Below are 20,679 nucleotides of genomic sequence, written 5' to 3' on the forward strand. Positions count from 1 at the left end.
TGGGGGGGGGGGGGGGGCGGGGGGTTGCTGACGCGGCGGGGGGGGGCGGGGGGCGCCCTACGGGCGCCCGCGCCCCGTCCGGACCACGCCACGCGACGGGTTCGGCGTCCACGTGCGTCAGCCCTTCACCGCGCCCGCGGTGAGCCCTTCGGTGAGGAAGCGCTGCCCGAGGGCGTACATGATCACCACGGGGATGCTGACGAGCAGCGACGCCGCGGCGAGTTGTCCCTGCGGCACGACATCCCCGGCGATCATCGACTGCATTCCCACCGGCAGCGTCTTGTACTCGTCCTTCGTGATGAACACGAAAGCGAAGAGGAACTCGTTCCAGGCGTTGGTCAGGGTGAAGAGCGCGACCGCCAGCAGCCCCGGCTTGGCCAGGGGCAGCACCACCCGGCCGAACGCCTGGATGCGGCTGCACCCGTCGACGAGCGCGGCCTCCTCCAGCTCGACGGGGATCGACGAGAAGTACCCGACCAGCAGCCAGGTGGCGAACGGCAGCGTGAACGTCGGGTACGTGACCACCAGCGACCACAACGAGTCGGTGAGCCGCGCGCCGATGAGCATCTGGTAGAGCGGGATGAACAGCAGTGCGCCCGGCATCACGTAGGTGAGCAGGACCGTGACGGTGAAGCCCTGCGCGCCCCGGAACCGCAGCCGGGCCAGCGCGTATCCCGCGAGGGCCGCGCAGACCAGCGCCACCGCCGTGGACGCCGCGGACACCAGGAGGGTGTTGAGGTACCAGCGGCCGAACGGCTGGTTGGCGAAGAGCGCGGTGAACTGCTCGGTGGTCCAGGGTGTCGGCCACAGGTCGTCCGTCCGCATCACGACCTGGCCCTCGGACTTGAAGGCCGTGACCCCGATCCAGTACAGCGGACCCAGCACGAAGAAGAGCAGCCCGGCCAGCGCGACCCAGGAGCCCAGGCCCGACACCGTCGAGGATGCCCGGCGACCGCCGCGCGACTGGAGGGTCGAGACCACGCGGCCGACCGCCGCCGCGATCAGCAGGATCACCCCGAGGATCACCGCCGCCTTCCAGAAGATCTGCGGCGAAGCCCAGAGCAGCAGGCCGGTGACCACCGCGGTGATCATCCACGGCAGGGCCTTGCGCGCCCGCGTACCGACCCGCAGCGCCGCGCGTCGTGCCCGGGGCAGGTTCGCTCCCGAGTCCTGACGCAGCAGCCGGACCAGGAGGAACACCAGCCCGCCGATGACCGGCAGCATGATGAGCGTGACCGCCGCACCGGCGCCGTACTGCAACTGCAGAATCGCCTTCGAGTACGCGACGAGCACGTACGGCGCTGTCACGTCACCCGGGCCGCCCTGGGTCAGCAGCCAGACCAGGTCGAAGTTGTTGAACGTCCAGATCGACGACAGGGTCACCGTCACGGTGATCACGTGACGCAGTCCGGGCAGCGTCACGTTGACGAACCGCTGCATCGACGAGGCACCGTCGATTGTCGCCGCCTCGTACAGGTCCGCCGGGATGGCCTTCAACCCGGCCAGGAAGCACACGGTGAAGAACGGCACCCCCTTCCAGACGTTCACGAGGATCACCGACGGCATGGCCAGCTCCGGGTCGGACAGCCAGCCCGCCGGCCAGCTGTCGACCAGGTGCAGGTCGACCAGCAGCGGTCCGATCCCGGTGGCGGTGAGCAGGTTGTTGACGCTGCCGAAGATCGGGTCGAGCAGCGCGCGCCAACTGAACGCCGTCACCACGGTCGGCACCACCCACGGCACCAGGAGCAACCCCGCCAGCACCGCCCGCCCGCGGCGCCGGTGGTGCAGCAGCAGGGCCGCGGCCAGCCCGAGCACGACCTTGAAGATCTCGGCGTACGCGGTGAAGACGAACGAGTTCACCACGCCCGTGTGGAACTGGCCGTCGTCGACGAGGTGCAGGTAGTTGTCCAGGCCGACGAAAACGGTGTCCTGCCCGTGTCGTTCCGTGGTGCTGGTGATGATCGACCGGGCGATCGGCACGAGGACGAGCCCGCCGACCAGTACGGCCATCGGGGCGAGGAACAGCGCGGCCAGTCGCCAGTCACGCCCCAGCCGCCGCTGGACCGCCGTGAGGGAGCCGGGTCCCGGCGGCGGGGAGACCCTCGCCGCCGGAACCCGCGCGGGACGGACCGACCTCACTGCGGCAGCCCCTGCTGGTTGAAGATCTGCACCATCTTCGCGTGGGCCGCCTTCACGGCCTGCGCCGGCGCGGTGCCCTGCACGACCTGCTGCATCATGTCGGTGAGGACGTACGCCGAGCCGACGGCCTGCTGGCCGGCGCTGGCCTTCTGCGGGAAGGTCAGGCCGTTCTTCGTGTTCAGCGGCAGTTTCAGTTCGGTGATCCTGCGGAGCATCGGGAACGCCGGGTCACCGCTGGTGAAGAACGGGTCGGCGTCCCAGACCTTCTCCCAGGCGGGCATCACCAGGCCGGGCGCCTCCTTCGCCACGCCGAGCAGCGCGGGCGCGCTGACCAGGTACTGCGCGAGGAGCTTGGCGAGCTGAGGGTTCTTGGCGCCCTTGAAGACGACGAAGCCCTGCGACTGGCCGAGCAGCAGGGGATTGTTGGTCGCCGGCCCGATGCAGTCGGAGAACACGTGGGTGTTGGCGTGCACCGGGTTCTTCTTGGTCCGGGAGTCCGCGTAGACGCTGAACTGGTTGCGGGTGTAGCCGAGGATCCCGGCGAGCCAGTTCTCGTTGTTGCTGGTGTCGGTCCAGCTCGCGATCCCCGGCGGCAGCATCGGCTTGTACTTGGGATTGGTGTAGATGTCGCCGAGGAAGGTCACCGCCTGCACCGTCTCGGGGGAGTCGAACGTGACCTTCCGGGCGTCGTTGGAGGCGATCGATCCGCCGTACGCGTTGATCAGCGCCTCGATCATGCCGTTGCCGTCACCGGACCGGTTGACCGTCATGCCCCAGCCGAACCGCCGCTTGCCCGGATCGGAGATCTCCAGGCACAGGTCCCGCAGCTCCTCCCAGCTGTAGATGTCCTTCGGGGTGATGCCCTTGTCCTGCATCCAGTCCTTTCGCAGGAACGATCCGATCCCGATGAAGTGGTACGGGATCGCGAACCACCTGCCGTCGAAGACGCAGAAGTTCTTGGCCTCGGCGCAGGGTTCGCCGTACTTGGCGGTCAGCGCCTGGACGACGTCCGTCACGTCCTCCAGGTCGCCCAGCGACTGGAACTGCGCGACGAACCGTGAGTCGGTCATGAACGCCAGGTCGCGCGCCACCCCACCCTTGACCTCGGCGTCGATCTTGGCCACCACGTCACCGGCGTCGGCCTGGACCAGACTGTTCTCGATCTTCGTGCCGGTGGTGTCGGCGAACTTCTTGATCGAGCTGTCGAGGGCCTCGTTCGCAGCCGTCGAGTACAGCTTCTGGGACAGCATCCCCATCGAGGAGCCCTTCATCGACGACGCGGCGTCGATCAGCTCCTGTGGAACGTCCGGTTGCACCTTGCTGGGTGATTCGGAGCTGCCCCCACACGCGGCCAGGCCGGTCGCGCCGAGCACTCCCACCCCCACCCCCAGAAAGCCGCGCCGAGACCACGCCGACTTTTCCTCCATGGAACTTCGCCTCCTTCGTTTCCCCGCGCACGGCGGCACGCCGAAGGCTCGCCTGGCGAACGCCGTGATGGTTGTGTGTTCCAGTTGGGTTTCTGTGGCGGCGACCACCTGCGGTCGCCCGTCGAGAAGGGACCACCGCCGTTCGAGATTTCGAACTAGGTTCGATATACCGGATCGAGTGGACGCGACGCTAGAGCAGCTTGGTGAGTTATGTCAATGTTTCGATGTTGTTTCGAGCCGAAAGCGGGAGGTCGGCTATCGAGACTGGGCCCGGTAGCCCATGCGAGCCGACAGCGCAGCAGCGCCGTCCCGAACCAGCCCGGTCCACTCCACCTGCACCTCAGGCGTCCAGCGAATGATCGGCGCGGACAGGCTCATCGCGGCGATGGTGGCACCGGAGTGGTCCCGGATCGCCGCCGCGACGCAGCGCATCGCGCTGTCCGACTCGCCGACGTCTACCGCGACGCCGTCCGCCCGGACACGTTCCAGGTGCTCACGCAGCAGCTCCGGGTCGGTGATACTGGCCGGCGTCATCCCCGGCAGAGGATCCTTCAACAGGACGCCGTCCAGGTCCGCCTGATCGAGGGCTGACAGCAGCACCTTGCCGACCGCCGTGCAGTGGGCCGGCAGGCGCAGCCCGACACCGGACACCATCCGCACGGGGTGCGTGCTGTCGAACTTGACGAGGTAGATGACATCGGCGCCGTCGAGCACCGCCACATGAACCGCCTCGTCACACTTGGCGGCCACGTCCCGCGCGACCCCCTGCGCCTCGCGTACCAGATCAAGCCGGCCCGCGAACGCCGCGCCCAGCTGGAACAGCGGCATGCCGAGCCGGTACTGCACCGGCTGGCCCGGTACGGAGATCAGATACGAGCGGGCCTCGAGGGTGACGAGCAACTCGTGGACTGTGGTGCGGGGCAGGTCGAGTCGCTCCATCACCTGACGGGCCGACAGCTGGGGGCAGTCCAGGAACAGTTCGAGGACGTCAAGCGCGCGGATGACTGCCGGTACCACACGGGGCATGTCGAAAGTCCCTTCGCAGTGCCGGACTCGTGCCAACGATCTCCACACGGACCAGCACCCGAAGAGGATAACTACGTCAACTCCGAGCGCGCCACGAACGTGGCTGGACAGTAAGGGAGGCCGGGCACGCTCACGTGCCCAGACCGCCGCCGAGGTTGGTGACGGCGGTCACACCGGTGCGTGACCCGATCGCGAGGAGGTCGTCGTCTTACCTGTTGTGAGACGAAGCCTGGACGCGGCCGACGAGCAGGAACTCGTACGCCGCGTGGCCCGCGGTGACCGGCGGGCCTTCGACGAGCTCTACCGGCGTACCGCACCGTGGCTGGAGGTGCGGCTGCGGCGTCGGTGCGCCGACCCGGACGTGGTCGCCGACGTCCTCCAGGAGACCTACCTGACCATCTGGCGGGCGGCCGGCAGCTTCGCCGGCGACCAGGCCAGCGGCAGCGCCGTCGGCTGGCTGTGGACCATCGCCGCGCACCGCCTGGTCGACGCGTTCCGGCGTCGCTCCCGGCAGGCCCGGACGCCGCAGGTGCACCCGGCCGAGACGGTCGTGCCCGCCGCCGAGGACGAGGTGCTCGCCGGCCGCGTCGGGCAGGAACTCGAACAGGCCCTCGCCGTACTGCCGCCCGAGGTCCGCGCGGTGCTCCGCGCCACAGTCCTCGACGGCTTCACCGTCCGCGAGACGTCGGTGCTGCTGGGCGTACCCGAGAACACCGTCAAGTCCCGGATCCGCCGCGCCCGGATCGTCCTGCGGGAGGCCCTGTCATGACCACGCATCCCACCCTGAACGACATCGACCGCTACGCCGACGGCGATCCCGGCCTCGACGAGGCGACCGTCTGGTCGATCGAGGTGCACCTGGAGAGCTGCGCCGACTGCCGCGCGCGCCTGGCCGGCAGCACCACCGCCGAGTCGCGCGCCCTGGTCGCCGAGGTCGCGGCAGCCGTCGACCGTGGGATCGCCGCCGGCCCCGCCCCACGATCAAGGGCATTTTTCCGTACGCCGGTGCGCCAGCGCTGGTTCGTGGCGGCGCTGCTGCCGTGGGTCGCCATGACCGCCGGCGTGCTCGGCAGCGCGGCCCTGCTCACGTACTTCCTGGCCGAGTTGCCGTCGATCGTGTTGCTGCTCGCGCCCCTGGCGCCGCTGCCCGGGGTCGCGGCTGCCTGGAGCAGACGCGGCGACCCGGCCTGGGAGCTGATCGTCGGCACCCCCTCGGCCGGTCTGACGATGCTGCTGCGCCGTACCGCAGTGGTGCTCGTCCTCGTCATCCCGGTCCTCGCCGCGTTCGCCGTCCTCGGCGCCAGCCGTGCGAACCTCGCGCTGATGCTGCTGCCGTGCCTGGCCTTCACCGCCGCCACGCTGCTGCTCGGCTCCCTCGTCGGCGTCCACCGCGCCGCGATCGGCCTGATGGTGGCCTGGGCCGCCGCCGTGGTCGCGCCCAGCCTCGCCACCGCCGAACTGCCGGTGCTCCTGCAACCGGCGGCCACCGGTGGGTGGGCCGTCGTCACTGTCGTGCTGGCCGCCCTGACCCTCCTGCGCGCCAACAGCTTCCGGCGCCTCACCTCGTTCTGAAGGGAACCACCATGCGAGCGGTGAGTACGGTCGAGACGGCCGCCACCATCCACCCCTGGGCCATCCACGCCGAGGCGCTGAAGGTACGAGCCGGCCGCCACCTGGCCGTCGACGGGCTCGACCTGAGCCTGGGTACGGGCGTGCACGGCCTGCTGGGGCGCAACGGCGCGGGCAAGACGACGTTGATGCGTGCCCTCGCCACGGTGCTCAAGCCGGCCGGAGGTCGGCTCACCCTGCTCGGCAGTTCCGTCGACGGCCGCGCCGACCTGCGCCAGGCCCGACGCGCGCTGGGCTACCTCCCGCAGCACTTCGGCTACTACCCGCGGTTCACCGTGCGCGAGTTCGTGTCGTACCTGGCCTGGTTGAAGGAGATGCCGAAGCCCGACATCCCGGCGGCCACACAGCGGGCGATCGACCGCGTCGGCCTCAGCGCCAAGGCCGACGCCCGTCTGCGGACACTCTCCGGCGGGATGCTGCGCCGGGCCGGCGTCGCCCAGGCCATCGTCAACGACCCGCAGGTGCTGCTGCTGGACGAGCCGACCGTCGGCCTCGACCCCGAACAGCGCCTCGACCTGCGCGAGTTGCTGCGCGACCTGGGTACTGACGCCTGCGTACTGGTCTCCACCCACCTCGTCGAGGACGTGGTAGCCGCCTGCACCGAGGTCGTGCTGATCAACGAGGGCCGGCTGGTGTGGCAGGGCACCCCCGCCGCGCTGGCCGAGCAGGGCGACGAACACCACCCGGGCGACAGCCCCGCCGAACGCGGCTACTCCGCTCTGCTCCGCCGCCACCTCGCGGAGGCCGCCCGATGAGCGTCCTGGGGATCGAACTGCGGCGCTCCGCCGCGGCCGGCGCCGCCCTGATCACGTTGACGGTCGGCGTCGCCGCCCTCTACACCGCCCCGGGACGCTGGTCGCAGGGCTGGATGTCCCTCGCGCTGACGGTGAAGGAGTACATGATCCTGCTGTGGCCGATCGCCCTGGCCGCCGGAGCGTGGCAGGGCCGCCGCGAGCACCGGGCCAAGGTCGGCGAACTGTTCGCCACCACACCCCGGTCCCGTGCCCGCCGGATGCTGCCGGTCCTCGTCGCGATGGGGGCGTCGGCCGGGCTCGCCTTCCTGCTCGTGATCGCCGCAGGCGGCCTGCGGATCGCCTCGACCGCCGCCTACTTCCCGCCGGACGTCGTCGCCATCACGCTTGTCGGCGCGCTCTCCCTCGTCGCGGCGGCCTGGCTCGGCCTGGGCATCGGGCGGCTGCTGCCCACTCTGGTGACCGCTCCCGTGCTCGCCGTGGCCGGCGTGCTGCTGGTCTTCTTCACCGCGATCATGCGACCGGACTGGATGGGCGCGATCCTGTCGCCCGCCTACGGCAGCAGCCCGTTCTACGCGTTCCAGACCATCGACCCACGGGTCACCGCCGTGCTCGCCCTCTTCATGGGCGGGCTCGCGCTGACCGGCGTACTCCTGCTGGTCGCCGGTGGCCGACGGGCCTCGATCGCCGCCGCGTTGCCGGTGCTGCTCGGCTTCGGCGTCGCGGCGGCGATCGTCCCCCGCGACGAGGCAGCGCTCGTCGCGCCGGTCGACCCCGTCGCCCGCGAACTCGTCTGCACCGACGACGCGCCGAAGGTCTGCGTCACCCGCGTCAACGCGAACGTGCTGGACGCGCTGACCCCACTCGCCCGCCAGGGCCTGGCCGTCCTCGCGCAAATGCCGGACGCCCCCACGCAGGTGTACGAGGACCGGCGGGCCTACCTCATCGAGGACGCGCCCGCCCGCGACACCGACATCGTCACGATCGTCGTCCGGATCGACGACCACGGTGGCCTGGCCCACCCCGACGCCGTGGTCCCCGAGATGGTCTTCGGCCTGGGCACCGGGTACGGCAACCCGGACTGCGAGCGCAACGGCGCTGTCGAACGGGCGGCCGCCTACCACCTGCTCGGCCGCGAGCCGGTCTCCGACGTCGGCGTCATCCCCGAGATGATCGAGGAAGAACCGCAGCTCAACGCCGAGGCGGTCGCCCTGTGGCAGGGCCTGCAGAAGCTACCCGCACCGGAGGCGATGTCCCGCGTGACTGCGGTACGCGACGCGATCCTGGCCTGCCAGGACCCCACCGGACTGCTGTCGCGATGACCCTGCACCTGCGCGCGCGACGCGTACCCCTGGCGCTGGCCGCCTCCGTCGGCGCGGCGGCCCTGATCTGGGCGCTGTGGCTGACCCTCGCCAAGGAACGCGACGCCATCCTCCTGCTCGTCGTGCTGACGGTCATGCTGATGGTGGCGGTCCTGTCGACCACGCTGGCCGCCCCCGACGAAGACCTGGAACGCACCGCCGCACTGCACTGGCCGTGGCGCCGAGCCGTGCATCTGCTGGCCGCGCTGGCGCTCGTACTCGGCGTGCTGCTCGCCACCCAGCTCACCGGTGCCCGGTTCGGCCCCGCCGCGCTGGTGGTCCGCGACTCCGCCGGCCTGCTGGGCCTGACCGCCCTCTGCGCGGCGGTCGTGGGCGCGGCCCGCGCCTGGTTCGTCCCCATGGGCTGGGCTGTCGTCGCGGCCCTGTTCCCCCAACCGGGCACGTGGGGGACGCTCGCCACCTGGCCGGGGCAACCCCACACCAGCCGGCCGGCGGCGGCGCTCGCGGCCGTCCTGGCAGTGGCGGGCCTTCTGGCGTACGCGCTGCGGGGAGCCGCCCGACCCGAGTGACGGCGTGCGCGAGCATGGCGATCTGTGGTTGTCAGGTGACACCATGTGGTCATGATGGGTTCGTCCTCTATGGAGATCCTCGGGCTGGTTCGTCGGCTCCGGGTCGGGACACGCGGTCTGGGTCGGGTGCAGGTGGCGGCCGTCGAACTGGACGATTTCGTCACGTCCTACCGGGACTCGCCCGCCCTGCTCCTCGCCGTGGCGCGCGCCTTCGTCGCCGTGCTGGACGAAGCCGACGTCCCGCACGATCGGTTGTGCCAGATCGAGTCGCTGGTCGAAGCGCTCGCCGCTCACCTGGGCGCGGCTCTCGCGGTCGAGGAGAGGGTCGCCCCGCAACCGCCGAAATGGCTCGACGTCGCATCGCCCGCACACGGTCACGTCAACGTCTCCGGGGTCCTCACCGCGTTCAGCAAGGGGCACGTGACGACCGCCGACTCCGCCACAGTCGTCACGGCCAACAACTGCACGCTTGAGGCCGAGGACCACTACCACGTACGCCGGGTGTCGCTCGACTGCCGCAGCCTCTACGAGGACACGAAGGCGATGGCTGCCTTCGTTCGGGCGATGCACGACCCGTCGCCCGACAACACCGCACAGCTGCTGGCCCGACTGGAAGGCATCATCGGCCCGCGGCGTCCCGTGGGGCCGCAGCAGTATCGCCATCGCCTGCCCGCCGCCGTCGCCACGCACACGGCCCGCGCCGCCGTCGTCGCAATGGGCACGGGCTCGACCGCGCACACCGAAACCAACTACCACATCCGCGAGACTGTGGTTCCCCTCGCCGAGCTGCTGTTGCTACGGCCGGACCTCATTGCCGCCCTGGCGGTACGCCGTGACGGTGACACCCTGGCAGGGCCGCTCCTGGCGGCACTCGGCACGGTCGAGGACCCGGTCCTGCTGCGCAACGCGAGGAGCCTCCCCTCTGTCGGGACCTCGGTGTCACACTCCCTCGGCGGTACGCGCGTCCGCCTGGCGAGCGCCGTGATGGTCGGCTACGGCAACACGCTGACCGCCACCAGCACGGTGAAGCGCGGCCAGTTGGGGCACACCAACCTCAACCGGTTCGACAGAACCCTGGCGAAGAGCAGCAAGGCGCAGCGCGAGAGGGCGAAGTTGCACTCGCCGCAGACCGCGCCATTCCCCCGTCGGGCTTCCATGCCCGACGACTTCTCGCGCGGGCGAGGCCCGCAGCCCTGCCAGCCTGACAAGGGCCCGAAGCGGCGCCCCCGCCCGTCTGGGCCAGGCCCCATCTGAGGAAGAGAGGGTTCCTGTGAAGCTGCTCGTCGCGGTCGTCTTCGTGGTGGCGCTTGTCGCCGCCGGCATCTTCTTCCTCAACCAGGGTCTGAGTCGCGCCAACCAGTTCGCGGGAATCGGATCCTTTCTGCTCGCCCTGCTCGTCGCGGGCTCCACGGCGATGAACGCCGTCCGCCGGCCGTCCACCAGGGAGCCCGAGACCGTGACGAAGGACGGCAACACGGCGACCAACTCCGGTGTGGTGTCGATGGGGCCGAACGCCGTCCACCACACCGTGATCAAGAAGCCCCGGTGGCGGTGACCCACCAGGACGGGCTGTTTGCGGCCGCGTCCGGCAATGCTGGTTGCGTCGCCGCTGCCGGCTAGGATCCGGTCGACTGGTATCTGCGGAGCGCGGCTTCGGCGACCTGGATCAGCAGCTCGTCGTCGCCAGGTCTGTTGCCCTCCTCCTGGATCGCTACCAGGGCGGTTCCGACATGGATGAGCAGGACGTCGCACTTGAGGACGTTGGTGCCCGACGTCGCCGTGCAGTTGAGGTGGACACTGTCGTCGCCCAACTGGGGGCCGGGCGTCAAGGCGAATCGGTGGATGGCATTGTCGCCCTGACCGGAGAGCGCAACCGTGGGGCAGCGGTCGACGAAGGTACGCAGGCCCGCCATCGCCCGTCGGGCACCGTCATCGGGGTAGGTGCGGAGGACTTCCGTGCCCACCCAGAGGTCATCGGGACCGGTGTCATAGCTGAGGGTGGCCGCGGCGGTCGCCGACGGAGCCCCGGTCAGCCGGCGGGCGGACAGCAGGGGGATCATCTCGCGTGAACAGGGCGCGTCACCGGCCGAGGGGCCATCTCCCGCGTCCGAGGCCATGACCGTCGCGATGTCCACGGAGAATCCCGGCGGCAGCGACTCCGTACCCACCAGGCGCGCGGACAGCGTCGGCGAGTACCCGGCACCGCCCGTCGCTGGAACGGGGGAGGGTGGCGTGGTCGCCGCCGCTGGCTTCGTTCCGCTCGCCGACGGATTGGCCGCGGGAGCGGTCGACGGAGCGCACGCCGCCGCCATGCATACGGCCACCACCGCGACCGACCTACGCAGCACCACAATGAGCACGGACCCGACTCCACCTCTCGCGGGACGCGTCAAGCTACCAGCGATGGGCCGGCCGAGCCGTCCCGGGCCATCGAGCTGACGGGGGTTGGCGAGTCGACGCGGGTGACATCTCGTGACGTGCGCCCTCAGTCGAAGTCGATGCGCATCAGTCTGCTGTTTGCCCAGTCCTCCAGCCGTGTCGGTCGTATGGTGCCGGGGTCGTGGGGCTGGTTGAGGTCGTCGACGATGGCGGCGAGGACCGCCGCTCGTTCGGCCGGGTCGGTGACCGGCGTGGCGTGGGCCGCCAGGTCGGCAGTGACGCCGTTCTTCAGGTGGAAGGTGAAGGCGGGGTTCGCGCGCAGGTTCGCGTGCCAGCCGGTGGCCCCTCCGCCCGCGCCGCTACAGAGGTAGGTGGCGCCGTGGGCGCGGTAGAAGAAGATTTCGATGCGACGGGGCCGTCCGGTGCGCCGCCCGGTGGTGGTGATGTCCACGACCCGTTCGCGGGTGCCGGCCGCTGGCGTGATCTCGATGGCTCGTCTGATCTCCGGTGGCAGGTGCGAAAGCGATGTCATGCGGCCTCGTTCTTCACGGCGGGCCCGAGGAGGAGCCCGCCGTCGACGATGTGTTCGGCACCGGTGATGAAGGCGGCGTCAGGCGAGGCCAGGAACAGCAGCGTCGCCGTGATGTCGGCGGGTTGCCCGAGCCGGGGAACCGCGAACGGCTCGGGTGTGTAGAAGTCGGCGATCGGGGCGTCGGCACCGGCCGCTGGCTCGGTGATGAACGCGGTGGCGACGACACCGGGGTGGATGGTGTTGACGCGGATGTTGTCGCGGCCGAGTTCGAGGGCGGCGGTCCGGGTGAGCCCACGGACGGCCCACTTGCTGGCGACGTAGGGCGCGTAGAAGGCGGTGCCGCCGGTGCCCATCGTGGAGGCGATGTTGACGATCACCCCGCCGCCCGCTCGTCGCAGCGCTGGTGCGGCGGCCCTGATGCCGAGGAACGTGCCGGTGAGGTTGATGTCGAGGATGCGAGCCCACGTGGCCAGGTCGGTGGACTCGATCAGGGCTGGCGGGTTCTGCACCCCGGCGTTGTTGACCAGGATGGTGAGCGCGCCGAACGCTTCCTCGGTCGCCGCGACGGCGTCGGCCCACGACGTCTCGTCGGAGACGTCGAGGCGTACGAAAAGGGCTTTGTCTCCCAGGTCGGCGGCGAGGGCGGCGCCGCGCTCGGCGTCGATGTCGCCGACGACGACGTTGGCGCCCTCGGCGTGGAAGGCGCGGACGTGACTCGCGCCCTGGCCTCCGGTGCCGCCGGTGACGAGAACTGTCTGAGCGGTGAAGCGGGACATGCGGTCCTCCGTGAGGGGCCAGATGGTGAGTCGAACGACTCACCATGACGACAGTACGTCGCCGCTAATGGTGAGTCAACCCACTCACCTCGCTATGATGGCCGCATGACGACCTATCACCAGCGGGTGGCTCAGCAGAAGCGCGCGCTGATCGTGCAGGCCGCCACGCAGCTGTTCCTCGAACTGGGCTACGACCGGGCGTCGCTGGCGCGCATCGCCGAGGAGGCCGGGGTGTCGAAGGCGACGCTGTTCAAGCAGTTCCCGACGAAGGCGGCGCTGTTCGACGCCATAGTCGTCGACTCCTGGGCCGGCGAGGATGACGCCGAAGTGCCGTCCGTGGGTGACCTGGCAGCCGGCCTGACCGCGCTCGGACGCCATTACGCCGCGCTGTTGGGCCGGCCCGGGATGGTGGATCTGTTCCGCATCGTCATCGCCGAGCTGCCCCGCTTTCCCGAACTGGCCAAGGCGCACTTCGCAGAAGGCAAGCTGCCGTACTTCGAGACGGTGCGCACCTACCTCATGGCCGAGCGCGACGCGGGGACGGCCGACATCTCGGATCCGCAGATGGCCGCCACGCAGTTCCTCGGGATGATCTCCAACTACGTGTTCTGGCCGAGCCTGCTGGTCCCGGGCTGGACCGTCACCCCGCAGCGCGTGAGCGCGGTGGTGGACGACGCCGTCCGCACCATGGTCGCCCGCTACGGTCGGTAGACATCCGACGGGGTCTGTCCACGTCTACGACCTCGGGCTGCCGCCCTCCCCCGCACAGCCTTTGGCTGCCCTCGTCCGGGCCGTTTGCTCGCAGGGCCGTCGCGCAGCGATGCGAAGCACCCTTGAGGTCGGAGAGGCGGCCCCGCATCCTCCGCGCCGCATCCCCACCACGGCCGGCGGTGACTCGCCCTACGGCGCGGCGGTGCGACGGCCGCCACGCACCGGCCGCCTTGATAGACGTACAGAAAGTCCTCCCACGGCCGGCCGGCAGCCGGCTGTCCGCTCGGGGCTTGCGTGACAGATCGGTATCAGGACCTGGGTGATGCCTCGCTGAGGGTGGCAACAGCGACCGATGGAACTCCGTGAAGGCAGGAGGAGATCCGAGCCGGCTCACTGATCCGGCTCACGCTCCGGGCAGTCGGCGTGCCGCCAGGTAGCCGCCAGGTCCTGGCTCGTCACGATCAACCTTCCGGAGAGACAGTCGATTTCGTGTCGGCACCCGTGTTCGTGCGGCAGCACTTCGTCCAGCATCACGTCTTGGAGCTGGACCACGTCCAGCCCTTGGCCGGCCGGCTCAATCGCCAGGCTCTGCACGCCGCTGTACCGGATCGTCAGGTCTTCCTCGTGTTTCCAACAGTTGTGCCGCAGGTACAGCTCAAGCCACGCGCTTCCGCCGGTTCCACCGGACGTCAGTCGCGCGGGCTTGAGGTCCTTGACGCACCGCTGACCGAAGAAGTCATAGTGGCCGGGGTCAGTGGCGAACCTGCGTGCTCCTTCGGGCAACGAGTCAGCAAGCGACGGCAACTGCCGCAGGTATTCGTTGGGATCCAGAGTCACGCCACTGCGGGTCCGCCCAACGCTGACGTATCTCACTGCCGCCCTCCACTCCCGCTACCCACAGCTGGTACGAGCGGGGGCATCATCGCACCTACGGCGGAGCGCACAAGAGATCGTCTAGCCGAACGCGTCGCCCACGTTCCGAGACTGATCTGTCACGCAAGTCCTGAGACCCGACACGGCCGGCAGCCGGCCTGTCCGGGTGTGAGTCCGTCACGGTGGGCGAGAGGGGGCCAATGAACTTCCTCAGTTCCGATGGGATGCTGAAACGGTGGCCGGCGGATGGATGCGGAAGCAGATCAACGATTTCTTGGCGTTGAAGGATCAGGTCATCCGGTCATGGAGTGGCGTGGAGATGGCAGTGCGGGGCGGCGACGGGCCGGCACCCGAGTTCGCTGACCAGGACGTGCCCTGCCTACATCTGTGGGCCCTGCACGCACGGACCGACTCCGGCGAGACGGTCACCATCGCCACTTATCAGGACGACGACCTGTTCGGATTGAGGATTGACTTGAGTGCCGGGTCGAACGTCGATGACGTTAGCCATGGTTATCGACGTCGTAACCTGCCAGAGTTGCCCACGGGGCTGGTCCGGAAGGTGTCGATTGATCTGGACGGTGACGTTGTCGCCGAAGTCGGACTTCAAGTTGAAGGCCACGATCTGCTGCTGGTGGCCGGCGAAGCGGAGGAGAACTTCGAAGGCCGGCTCGTATGGCGCCGCCTTGACGAGTCTGTCCTCGCGTTCACTGACCCGAACACTGTCGAACAGATGCAGTGGGTACCAACTCGTGGGCGGCTACGAAGAATCACCTGATGCCTCACTGCGTGCCGGAGGAGCAACCTTGTTCGAGTACCTGGCCACCCCGTGCACCCTTGGACATCTCACTGCCCCATGGCCGCTCGCCTCAAAGCCTCGTCGTCAAGACCGCGTTCTCGGCGACGCGACCACAGCTCATGCAGACCGTCCTCGATGGCACCTGGCTCCATGAGTCGATCGGCGGATGCAAGCGCGCTCAGGATGGTCAACTTGTCGGTGAGTACGACGAGTGTGCAGCGGCCTCGGCAGCGATGCCTCGCCCGGCGGCCTCCACGGCTCGCTGGGTCCCCTCCGGGCCTTGAACGATCTCGGCGAACAGGCCGAGTAGCCGTGAGTTGCGCACGAGTGGTCGGTCCGTCATCACCGGCCCTTGTAGCCGAGTGCTTGGACTCAGGAGGTGGCCCGACCAGCGACCGGGCTACTGCTGTACTTCGCTGCCGTACCGGCCTGGATCATGGCAACAGCGGCCCTACGAAGGGCCGCTGACCTGCGGAAGAGTGGGCCGCCAGGGACTCGAACCCTGAACCTATGGATTAAAAGTCCACAGCTCTGCCATTGAGCTAGCGGCCCGCGCGCTCAGGTTACCTGACAGTCAGCATCGCTGACTCTCGGCTTCCAGTCGGCCGTCGATGCCTGGTGAGGCCACGTGATCAACACCAGATCGGCGATGTGGCGGTGTCCGAGGCGCTGGATACCGCCAGGTCGGGGAGGTGGAGTGGATCACGCCGGCCGCACGCCCCCGTGTGTGGCGGGGGGCGGCTGGGGAACGGGTACGGACATGAGCGCGAGCGGCAGCCCGGCGGTGGCGGCTTCCGGGGAGGTGATCGGGCCGGACGGCGTACGTCAGCCGGGCGGGGAGGTGCACGCGTGGCTGCCCGGCCAGAACCAGACCGTCTGCGGTCTGGCGCTCAGCCGGACCCGGCTGCGCCGCTTTCCGCATGTGCGCTTCGACTATCTGGGTAGCGACGTGCTCACCGAAGCGGACGCGGTGGGCTGGATCTGCCCACGTTGCCTGGCGGCCACGCTTGGCCGCCGGGGCAAGGAGAAGCACGGCTGGGTCCGCGACTCGCCGCGCCCTTGATCCACTCGGGTTCACGGAAGTCGGGCTGTCCCGGCCCCGCCGATACCCCGGTATGCAGGAAGCCGAGTCGATCACGGGTGCGGCGCGCGACGGAGGTTGACTGGCTGCTGGACGGGTACGGGGTCGGACATGCGGATCGTGGTGGTGGGGGCGAGTGGCAACGTCGGCACGGCGGTGCTGCGGCGGCTGCGCCGGGAGCGCGACGTGGAGCTGGCCGGGGTGGTCCGGCGGTTGCCCGGCCCGCATGCCGGTACGCCGTACGAGCAGGTGGAGTGGCACTCGTGCGACATCGGTGCGCCGGGCGCGGCGGGCCAGCTCGCCGAGGTGTTCGCGGGAGCGGACGCGGTGGTGCACCTGGCCTGGCAGATCCAGCCCAGTCACGACCAGCGGGTGCTGCGCCGGACGAACGTCGACGGCAGCCGGGCGGTGTTCGAGGCGGTGGCGCGGGCCGGGGTGCCCGCCCTGGTGTACGCCTCGTCGGTCGGCACGTACGCGCCCGGCCCGAAGGACCATCCGATCAGCGAGCGGTGGCCGGCCACCGGAGTCCCCGGCTCGTCGTACAGCGAGCACAAGGCCGAGGTCGAGGCGCTGCTGGACGGGCTGGAGCGGGAGCACCCGACGCTTCGGGTGGTTCGCCTGCGGCCCGGTCTGATCTTCCAGCGTGACGCCGGCACGGAGATCACCCGCTATTTTCTCGGCCCCTTGGCGCCGGTACGACTGCTGCGCTTCGGCCGGATACCGCTGGTGCCGACCAACCGGCGGCTGCGGATGCAGGCGGTCCACGCCGACGATGTGGCTGACGCGTACGCCAGGGCTGTTCTTGGTGATGCGCGCGGCGCGTTCAACGTCGCCGCGGACCCGGTGCTGACCCCGGAGCTGGTGGCTCGGCACTTCCACGGCTGGACGGTGCCGGTGGCCGCTCCGGTGCTGCGGGTGGCGGCGGCGCTGACCTGGCGGGCCCGGTTGCAGCCGGTGGACGCGGGCTGGGTCGAGTTGGGCCTGAACGCGCCGCTGATGTCCAGCGAGCGGGCCGAGACGGAGCTGGGTTGGGTACCCAAGATCGATGCTCTGACCGCGCTCAAGGAGCTGGTCGCCGGCATGGCCGGTGGCGACCACACGGCGAGCCCGCCGCTCTCCGCGGCGCGGACCCTGCCCGGCCGCCCCGCCGGCCTCCTGCACGCCCACCCGCCAGGCGAGAAGAACCCCTACTGACGCGGTGATCAAGAGCTTCGGGTCAGAAAACCCGCCCGAGGTGACCCAAACCTCTTGATCACCCGCGGCAGCCGACAGCCGGCCAGGGAGCCAGGGAGCCGGAGAGCAGGGTCAGGCGGGTTTGGGGCCGATCACCTCGGGGTTGCGGGCGCCCAGGAAGAAGATGCCGCGGTAGCCGGGGGTCTCGAACTTGCCGCTGGGATTGCGGCGCAACGGGGAGTTTTCGATCTTCATCGTGCCGGTGCGGTTGTTGCTCACGAAGAAGATCGCGCCGCCGCCCTCGTTGGCCTTGTTGTTCTCGATGACGGTGCCGGCGATCCGTACGGTGAACTCGTTACCGTCGCAGTAGATCGCGCCGCCGCTGCCGCCGCCGGGCGTGCCGGACTTGGCCGGGTTGGCGCCGCTGCCGATCGCCTCGTTGTTCCGCAGCAGGCTGTTCAGCACCACCCAGGACACGCCGATGCTGCTCAGCGCCCCTCCGTTCGAGCAGGAACCGCCGTCGAAGGTGCTGCTCACGACGTACACCGGCTTGTTCTCGTACTGGCTCAGCACCCGGACCGCCGCGCCCCCCAGGTCCGGGCCGGTACGGTCGCAGCGGTTGTGGACGAAGCGCGAGTTGACCACCTTGAACCGCCCGCCGCGGACGAAGATCGCGCCCCCGCCGCCGCCCTCGGTCCGGTCGCCGGTGGAGTTGCCGTCGGCGAAGGTCAGGTTCTGCACGGTGAGCTGTGGGTGGTCCTGGTTCTGGCAGTGCGAGGTGGTGAAGCCCTGGGCCTCGTCGCAGGTGTTCATGTAGAGGATGCGGCGCTGCCCCTGGCCGCTCAGCGTGACCCGGCCGCCGCCGTCGAGCACGATCTTCGGCCCGTTGGCGTTGCGGACCTTCGCGGTGGCGGCCATCTTGATCGTCACCGGGGCCGGTCCACAGTTGAACGTGATGACGCCCCCGGCGGCCACGGCCTTCACCACCGCCGCCGAGGTGCAGCTTGCCGGGGTGCCGGTGCCGATGGTGCGGGTCGGCTTCGACGTGTCCACCGCGCGCGCCTCGGTCGGCACGCTGGCGTGGCCGTTCGGGTTGCCGGCCGCCAGCGCCTTGGCGGCCGGGGTGGTCGGCTTCGGGCTCGCGCTGGCTCCGGGGCCGCCGAGACCGTCCCGGCCCGCCGGTGCGACACCCTGGTCGCCAGTCGCGAGGGCGTCCGGCGTGGCCTGCGGGGTGGCCGACGCGCCGGCCGGAGCCGGATCGGTGGACCCGCAGGCGGGCAGGGTCGCGGTGGCGACACCGAGGACGAGCAGAGCGGCAAGCGACGTCATGCGCACCCGGGTGATGCTAGGAGCCGCGACGGCGTCACCACTAATCCGCCGGGCCGGTTTAATGCCCCGCTAAGCCACGCCGGGCATCGGGACCACCGGGGCGCTCACGCGTGGGAGAGCGCGAAGGCCGTCAGGAAACCGGCGACCGTGATGAGGCCGACCAGCAGGTGAGCGTTCTCGAACGCCTCCGGGACCATGGTGTCGGTGATCATGGCGAGGATCGCGCCGGCGGCCAGCGCGGTGATGGCGGCCAGCACCTCCGGCGGTGCGCCGCCCAGCAGGGTGTTGCCGACCAGCGCCGCCACGCCGCTGATCAGCGCGATCCCGGTCCACAGCAGGAAGACGTACCGCCGGGTGCGGCCCGCCTGACGCATGCCTGCCGCGCTGGACAGCCCCTCCGGGACGTTGCTGAGGAACACCGCCGCCACGGTGACCAGGCTGACCGTGCCGCCGGCGAGCAGGCTGGCGCCGATCACCACCGATTCCGGTACGCCGTCCAGCAGCGCCCCGACCGCGATCGCCGACCCCGAGCCGGGCTGCTCGCCCTCGGACGGCTGCTGGTCCCCCGAGCGCTTGCGGTGCCGCGCGCCGTGTCGGGCGAGACCCACGTTGGCCAGGGTGTAGGCGGTTGCGCCACCCGCCGCGCCGAGCACGGTGGGCAGCATCCCGCCCTGCTCGTGGGCCACGTCGATCAGCTCGTACGAGACGGCGGAGATCAGCACCCCCGCGCCGAACGCCATGATCGACGCGGTGATCCGCTGCGGCACCCGGGCGAAGAAGCCGACCGCCGCCCCGATCAGCAGAGCCGACCCGGCCAGCAATCCCCAACCACCCGCCTGCAACCACTCCGGCATTCCGGGGACCGTACCCGCCGGAGCGAGGTCGGCAAACCGCGCTCAGAAGTCGGCGAAGAGGTACGGCACCCGGCGTCCGAAGATGTCGCGCAGCTCGGTAGCGGCGTCCGCCGGTACGTCGCCCAGCCCTCGCAGCGGTAGCTCGGCCGGGTCCAGGACCCCGTACGCCAGGGCGGACAGCCCGGCCGCGGTCAGCGTGGCCGTCGGCGTGCGGCCGTCGTCGTCGGCGACCAGTTCCAACGCGCCTGTCGTACCGTCGAGCAGGTGGGTGCCGGCCAGCCACCGGTCCCCGGTCAGTTCGATCCGGACCCGGCCCGGGCCGACGGGCAGCCCGTGCAGCGCGTCCAGCGACAGCAGCCGGGCCATCGGGGCGGACGAGCCCGGCCGGCCCACCCGCGCCTCGACGTGCACGTCCAGATCGGTCAGCCACAGCTCCGGCAGCTCGTCCGGCGGGACCTGGACGGTGACCCGCTCGACCTGGTCGACGTGCCTGGCGAAGAACTGCAGCAGCAGCGTACGGGCGAGGGGGTCGCTGGCGAGCAGTTCGTTACCGTGCAGCGTGCCGCCGTGCTCGTCGATCCGGTAGGTGACCGCGCCGGTGACCTCGCCGTCCACCTTGGCGGTGAGCAACCAGTGCTCGTCGCGGTCCCGCAGGCCGGCCGCCCGGTGGTCGGGGAACACCGAGAAGCCGTGCCGGGTCTGCAGGCAGCGCTCGGTGAACGCCCGCCACGTTGGATAACCGGCGGCGATCCGCTCCCAGCCCACCTCGCCGGGCAGCTCGGCGCGGAGGAGTGAGCCCAGGTCGGCCGGGGAGAAGGCGACCGTACGCGGCTTGGGCAGCCCCACGTAGCCGAACCGGGCGTAGAAGCTGGGCCGGAACGGGTAGAGCGCGCTGAGCACGTGCCCCTCGTCGCGCATCTCGTCGAGGAGCTGGTGCAGCAGCTCGCGGACGTGCCCCTGCCGGCGGGCCAGCGGGTGGGTGGCCACCCCGGCGACACCGGCCATCGGCAGCACCACCCCGCGCAGGTTCTGCCGCATCGGAATGGCCGAGACGGCCGCCAGCGTGGTGCCGTCCTCCTCCACGATCAGCGTCCGGTTGCCCTGGTTGTAGGGCAGGTAGTCGCGGAACTCCTCCACCCGGGCGGCACTGAGCGGCGATGCCTCGAAGGCGTACGCGGCCAGCGGAAAACTCGTCGTGAGACGTTCGTCGGCGGTCACCCGTCGGATGGTCATCCGCCTATCTCAACCCGCCGGCCGGGTGACAGCAACCGGATTGGCACGATCCGTGGGCGACCGCGGCCCGACCCG

21 protein-coding genes and 1 tRNA gene are annotated in these 20,679 nt (G+C 70.2%); 11 read left to right on the forward strand and 11 right to left on the reverse strand.

From position 1 onward, the window contains the following. Positions 1-117: 117 nt before the first annotated feature. From ACLQ27_RS14475 to ACLQ27_RS14485, 3 genes are all read right to left on the reverse strand, one after another. Entirely contained in the window at positions 118-2,139 is a 2,022-nt protein-coding gene (locus ACLQ27_RS14475; RefSeq protein ID WP_425867117.1) for an ABC transporter permease subunit, read from the reverse strand. Then, positions 2,136-3,566 carry an extracellular solute-binding protein gene (locus ACLQ27_RS14480; protein ID WP_357491352.1) on the reverse strand — a complete coding sequence of 477 codons (1,431 nt, stop codon included), beginning with the start codon at positions 3,564-3,566 and terminating at the stop codon, positions 2,136-2,138. The genes ACLQ27_RS14475 and ACLQ27_RS14480 overlap by 4 nt, the downstream gene beginning before the upstream one ends. 255 nt (positions 3,567-3,821) lie before the next feature. Beyond that, complete coding sequence (locus tag ACLQ27_RS14485; RefSeq protein ID WP_357491350.1) at positions 3,822-4,592, reverse strand: IclR family transcriptional regulator; 771 nt, start codon at positions 4,590-4,592, stop codon at positions 3,822-3,824. Positions 4,593-4,809: 217 nt separating this feature from the next. On the opposite strand from ACLQ27_RS14485, the gene ACLQ27_RS14490 reads away from it, so the two are divergent. The 7 genes from ACLQ27_RS14490 (at position 4,810) to ACLQ27_RS14520 (ending at position 10,419) form a co-directional block, all read left to right on the forward strand. Next, complete coding sequence (locus ACLQ27_RS14490) at positions 4,810-5,361, forward strand: RNA polymerase sigma factor (RefSeq protein ID WP_357491349.1); 552 nt, start codon at positions 4,810-4,812, stop codon at positions 5,359-5,361. Next, the gene (locus tag ACLQ27_RS14495) at positions 5,358-6,164 is read left to right on the forward strand and encodes a zf-HC2 domain-containing protein (protein ID WP_357491347.1); all 807 of its coding nucleotides are present in this window, start codon (positions 5,358-5,360) and stop codon (positions 6,162-6,164) included. The genes ACLQ27_RS14490 and ACLQ27_RS14495 overlap by 4 nt, the downstream gene beginning before the upstream one ends. 11 nt (positions 6,165-6,175) lie before the next feature. Further along, a complete protein-coding gene (locus tag ACLQ27_RS14500) occupies positions 6,176-6,976 on the forward strand; it encodes an ATP-binding cassette domain-containing protein (protein WP_234588531.1) in 801 nt (266 codons plus the stop codon). After that, complete coding sequence (locus tag ACLQ27_RS14505; RefSeq protein WP_425867120.1) at positions 6,973-8,295, forward strand: hypothetical protein; 1,323 nt, start codon at positions 6,973-6,975, stop codon at positions 8,293-8,295. The genes ACLQ27_RS14500 and ACLQ27_RS14505 overlap by 4 nt, the downstream gene beginning before the upstream one ends. Then, a complete protein-coding gene (locus ACLQ27_RS14510) occupies positions 8,292-8,864 on the forward strand; it encodes a hypothetical protein (RefSeq protein WP_425867121.1) in 573 nt (190 codons plus the stop codon). Before ACLQ27_RS14505 ends, ACLQ27_RS14510 begins: the two co-directional genes overlap by 4 nt. 132 nt (positions 8,865-8,996) lie before the next feature. Further along, positions 8,997-10,118, forward strand: a complete 1,122-nt coding sequence (locus tag ACLQ27_RS14515) for a hypothetical protein (RefSeq protein WP_425867123.1) — start codon at positions 8,997-8,999, stop codon at positions 10,116-10,118. Positions 10,119-10,134: 16 nt separating this feature from the next. After that, a complete protein-coding gene (locus tag ACLQ27_RS14520; RefSeq protein ID WP_357491341.1) occupies positions 10,135-10,419 on the forward strand; it encodes a hypothetical protein in 285 nt (94 codons plus the stop codon). 61 nt (positions 10,420-10,480) lie between these two features. Here ACLQ27_RS14520 and ACLQ27_RS14525 read toward each other — a convergent pair whose 3' ends face one another. The 3 genes from ACLQ27_RS14525 to ACLQ27_RS14535 form a co-directional block, all read right to left on the reverse strand. After that, positions 10,481-11,224, reverse strand: coding sequence for a hypothetical protein (locus ACLQ27_RS14525; protein ID WP_425867125.1), 744 nt, complete (start codon positions 11,222-11,224; stop codon positions 10,481-10,483). A gap of 125 nt (positions 11,225-11,349) precedes the next feature. Beyond that, the gene (locus ACLQ27_RS14530) at positions 11,350-11,775 is read right to left on the reverse strand and encodes a nitroreductase/quinone reductase family protein (RefSeq protein WP_234588539.1); all 426 of its coding nucleotides are present in this window, start codon (positions 11,773-11,775) and stop codon (positions 11,350-11,352) included. After that, positions 11,772-12,551, reverse strand: a complete 780-nt coding sequence (locus ACLQ27_RS14535; RefSeq protein WP_425867127.1) for an SDR family NAD(P)-dependent oxidoreductase — start codon at positions 12,549-12,551, stop codon at positions 11,772-11,774. The genes ACLQ27_RS14530 and ACLQ27_RS14535 overlap by 4 nt, the downstream gene beginning before the upstream one ends. 105 nt (positions 12,552-12,656) lie before the next feature. Between ACLQ27_RS14535 and ACLQ27_RS14540 the strand changes: the two genes are divergently transcribed. Beyond that, complete coding sequence (locus ACLQ27_RS14540; RefSeq protein WP_425867129.1) at positions 12,657-13,262, forward strand: TetR/AcrR family transcriptional regulator; 606 nt, start codon at positions 12,657-12,659, stop codon at positions 13,260-13,262. Positions 13,263-13,652: 390 nt separating this feature from the next. Here ACLQ27_RS14540 and ACLQ27_RS14545 read toward each other — a convergent pair whose 3' ends face one another. Then, positions 13,653-14,099 carry a hypothetical protein gene (locus ACLQ27_RS14545; protein WP_425867131.1) on the reverse strand — a complete coding sequence of 149 codons (447 nt, stop codon included), beginning with the start codon at positions 14,097-14,099 and terminating at the stop codon, positions 13,653-13,655. 286 nt (positions 14,100-14,385) lie between these two features. Between ACLQ27_RS14545 and ACLQ27_RS14550 the strand changes: the two genes are divergently transcribed. Further along, positions 14,386-14,913: a hypothetical protein gene (locus ACLQ27_RS14550; RefSeq protein ID WP_425867132.1), complete on the forward strand. Its 528-nt coding sequence runs from the start codon at positions 14,386-14,388 to the stop codon at positions 14,911-14,913. Between the two features lie 501 nt (positions 14,914-15,414). Here ACLQ27_RS14550 and ACLQ27_RS14555 read toward each other — a convergent pair. Further along, positions 15,415-15,486, reverse strand: a tRNA-Lys gene (locus tag ACLQ27_RS14555). A gap of 208 nt (positions 15,487-15,694) precedes the next feature. Here ACLQ27_RS14555 and ACLQ27_RS14560 point away from each other — a divergent pair. Both ACLQ27_RS14560 and ACLQ27_RS14565 read left to right on the forward strand, forming a co-directional pair. Further along, positions 15,695-15,997, forward strand: coding sequence for a hypothetical protein (locus ACLQ27_RS14560; RefSeq protein WP_357491335.1), 303 nt, complete (start codon positions 15,695-15,697; stop codon positions 15,995-15,997). Between the two features lie 129 nt (positions 15,998-16,126). Further along, complete coding sequence (locus ACLQ27_RS14565) at positions 16,127-17,209, forward strand: NAD-dependent epimerase/dehydratase family protein (RefSeq protein ID WP_425867134.1); 1,083 nt, start codon at positions 16,127-16,129, stop codon at positions 17,207-17,209. Positions 17,210-17,320: 111 nt separating this feature from the next. Here the strand turns inward: ACLQ27_RS14565 and ACLQ27_RS14570 are convergent, their stop codons facing one another. From ACLQ27_RS14570 to ACLQ27_RS14580, 3 genes are all read right to left on the reverse strand, one after another. Next, entirely contained in the window at positions 17,321-18,517 is a 1,197-nt protein-coding gene (locus tag ACLQ27_RS14570; RefSeq protein WP_425867341.1) for a hypothetical protein, read from the reverse strand. 104 nt (positions 18,518-18,621) lie between these two features. Next, positions 18,622-19,371 (reverse strand): ZIP family metal transporter, encoded by a 750-nt coding sequence (locus ACLQ27_RS14575; protein ID WP_234588548.1) that lies wholly within the window; start codon positions 19,369-19,371, stop codon positions 18,622-18,624. A 42-nt stretch (positions 19,372-19,413) separates the two neighbouring features. Continuing rightward, positions 19,414-20,604 carry a GNAT family N-acetyltransferase gene (locus ACLQ27_RS14580; protein ID WP_425867136.1) on the reverse strand — a complete coding sequence of 397 codons (1,191 nt, stop codon included), beginning with the start codon at positions 20,602-20,604 and terminating at the stop codon, positions 19,414-19,416. Positions 20,605-20,679 lie beyond the last annotated feature (75 nt).

It is taken from the genome of Micromonospora sp. DT63 (genome assembly GCF_049841615.1).
GTDB lineage: Bacteria > Actinomycetota > Actinomycetes > Mycobacteriales > Micromonosporaceae > Micromonospora.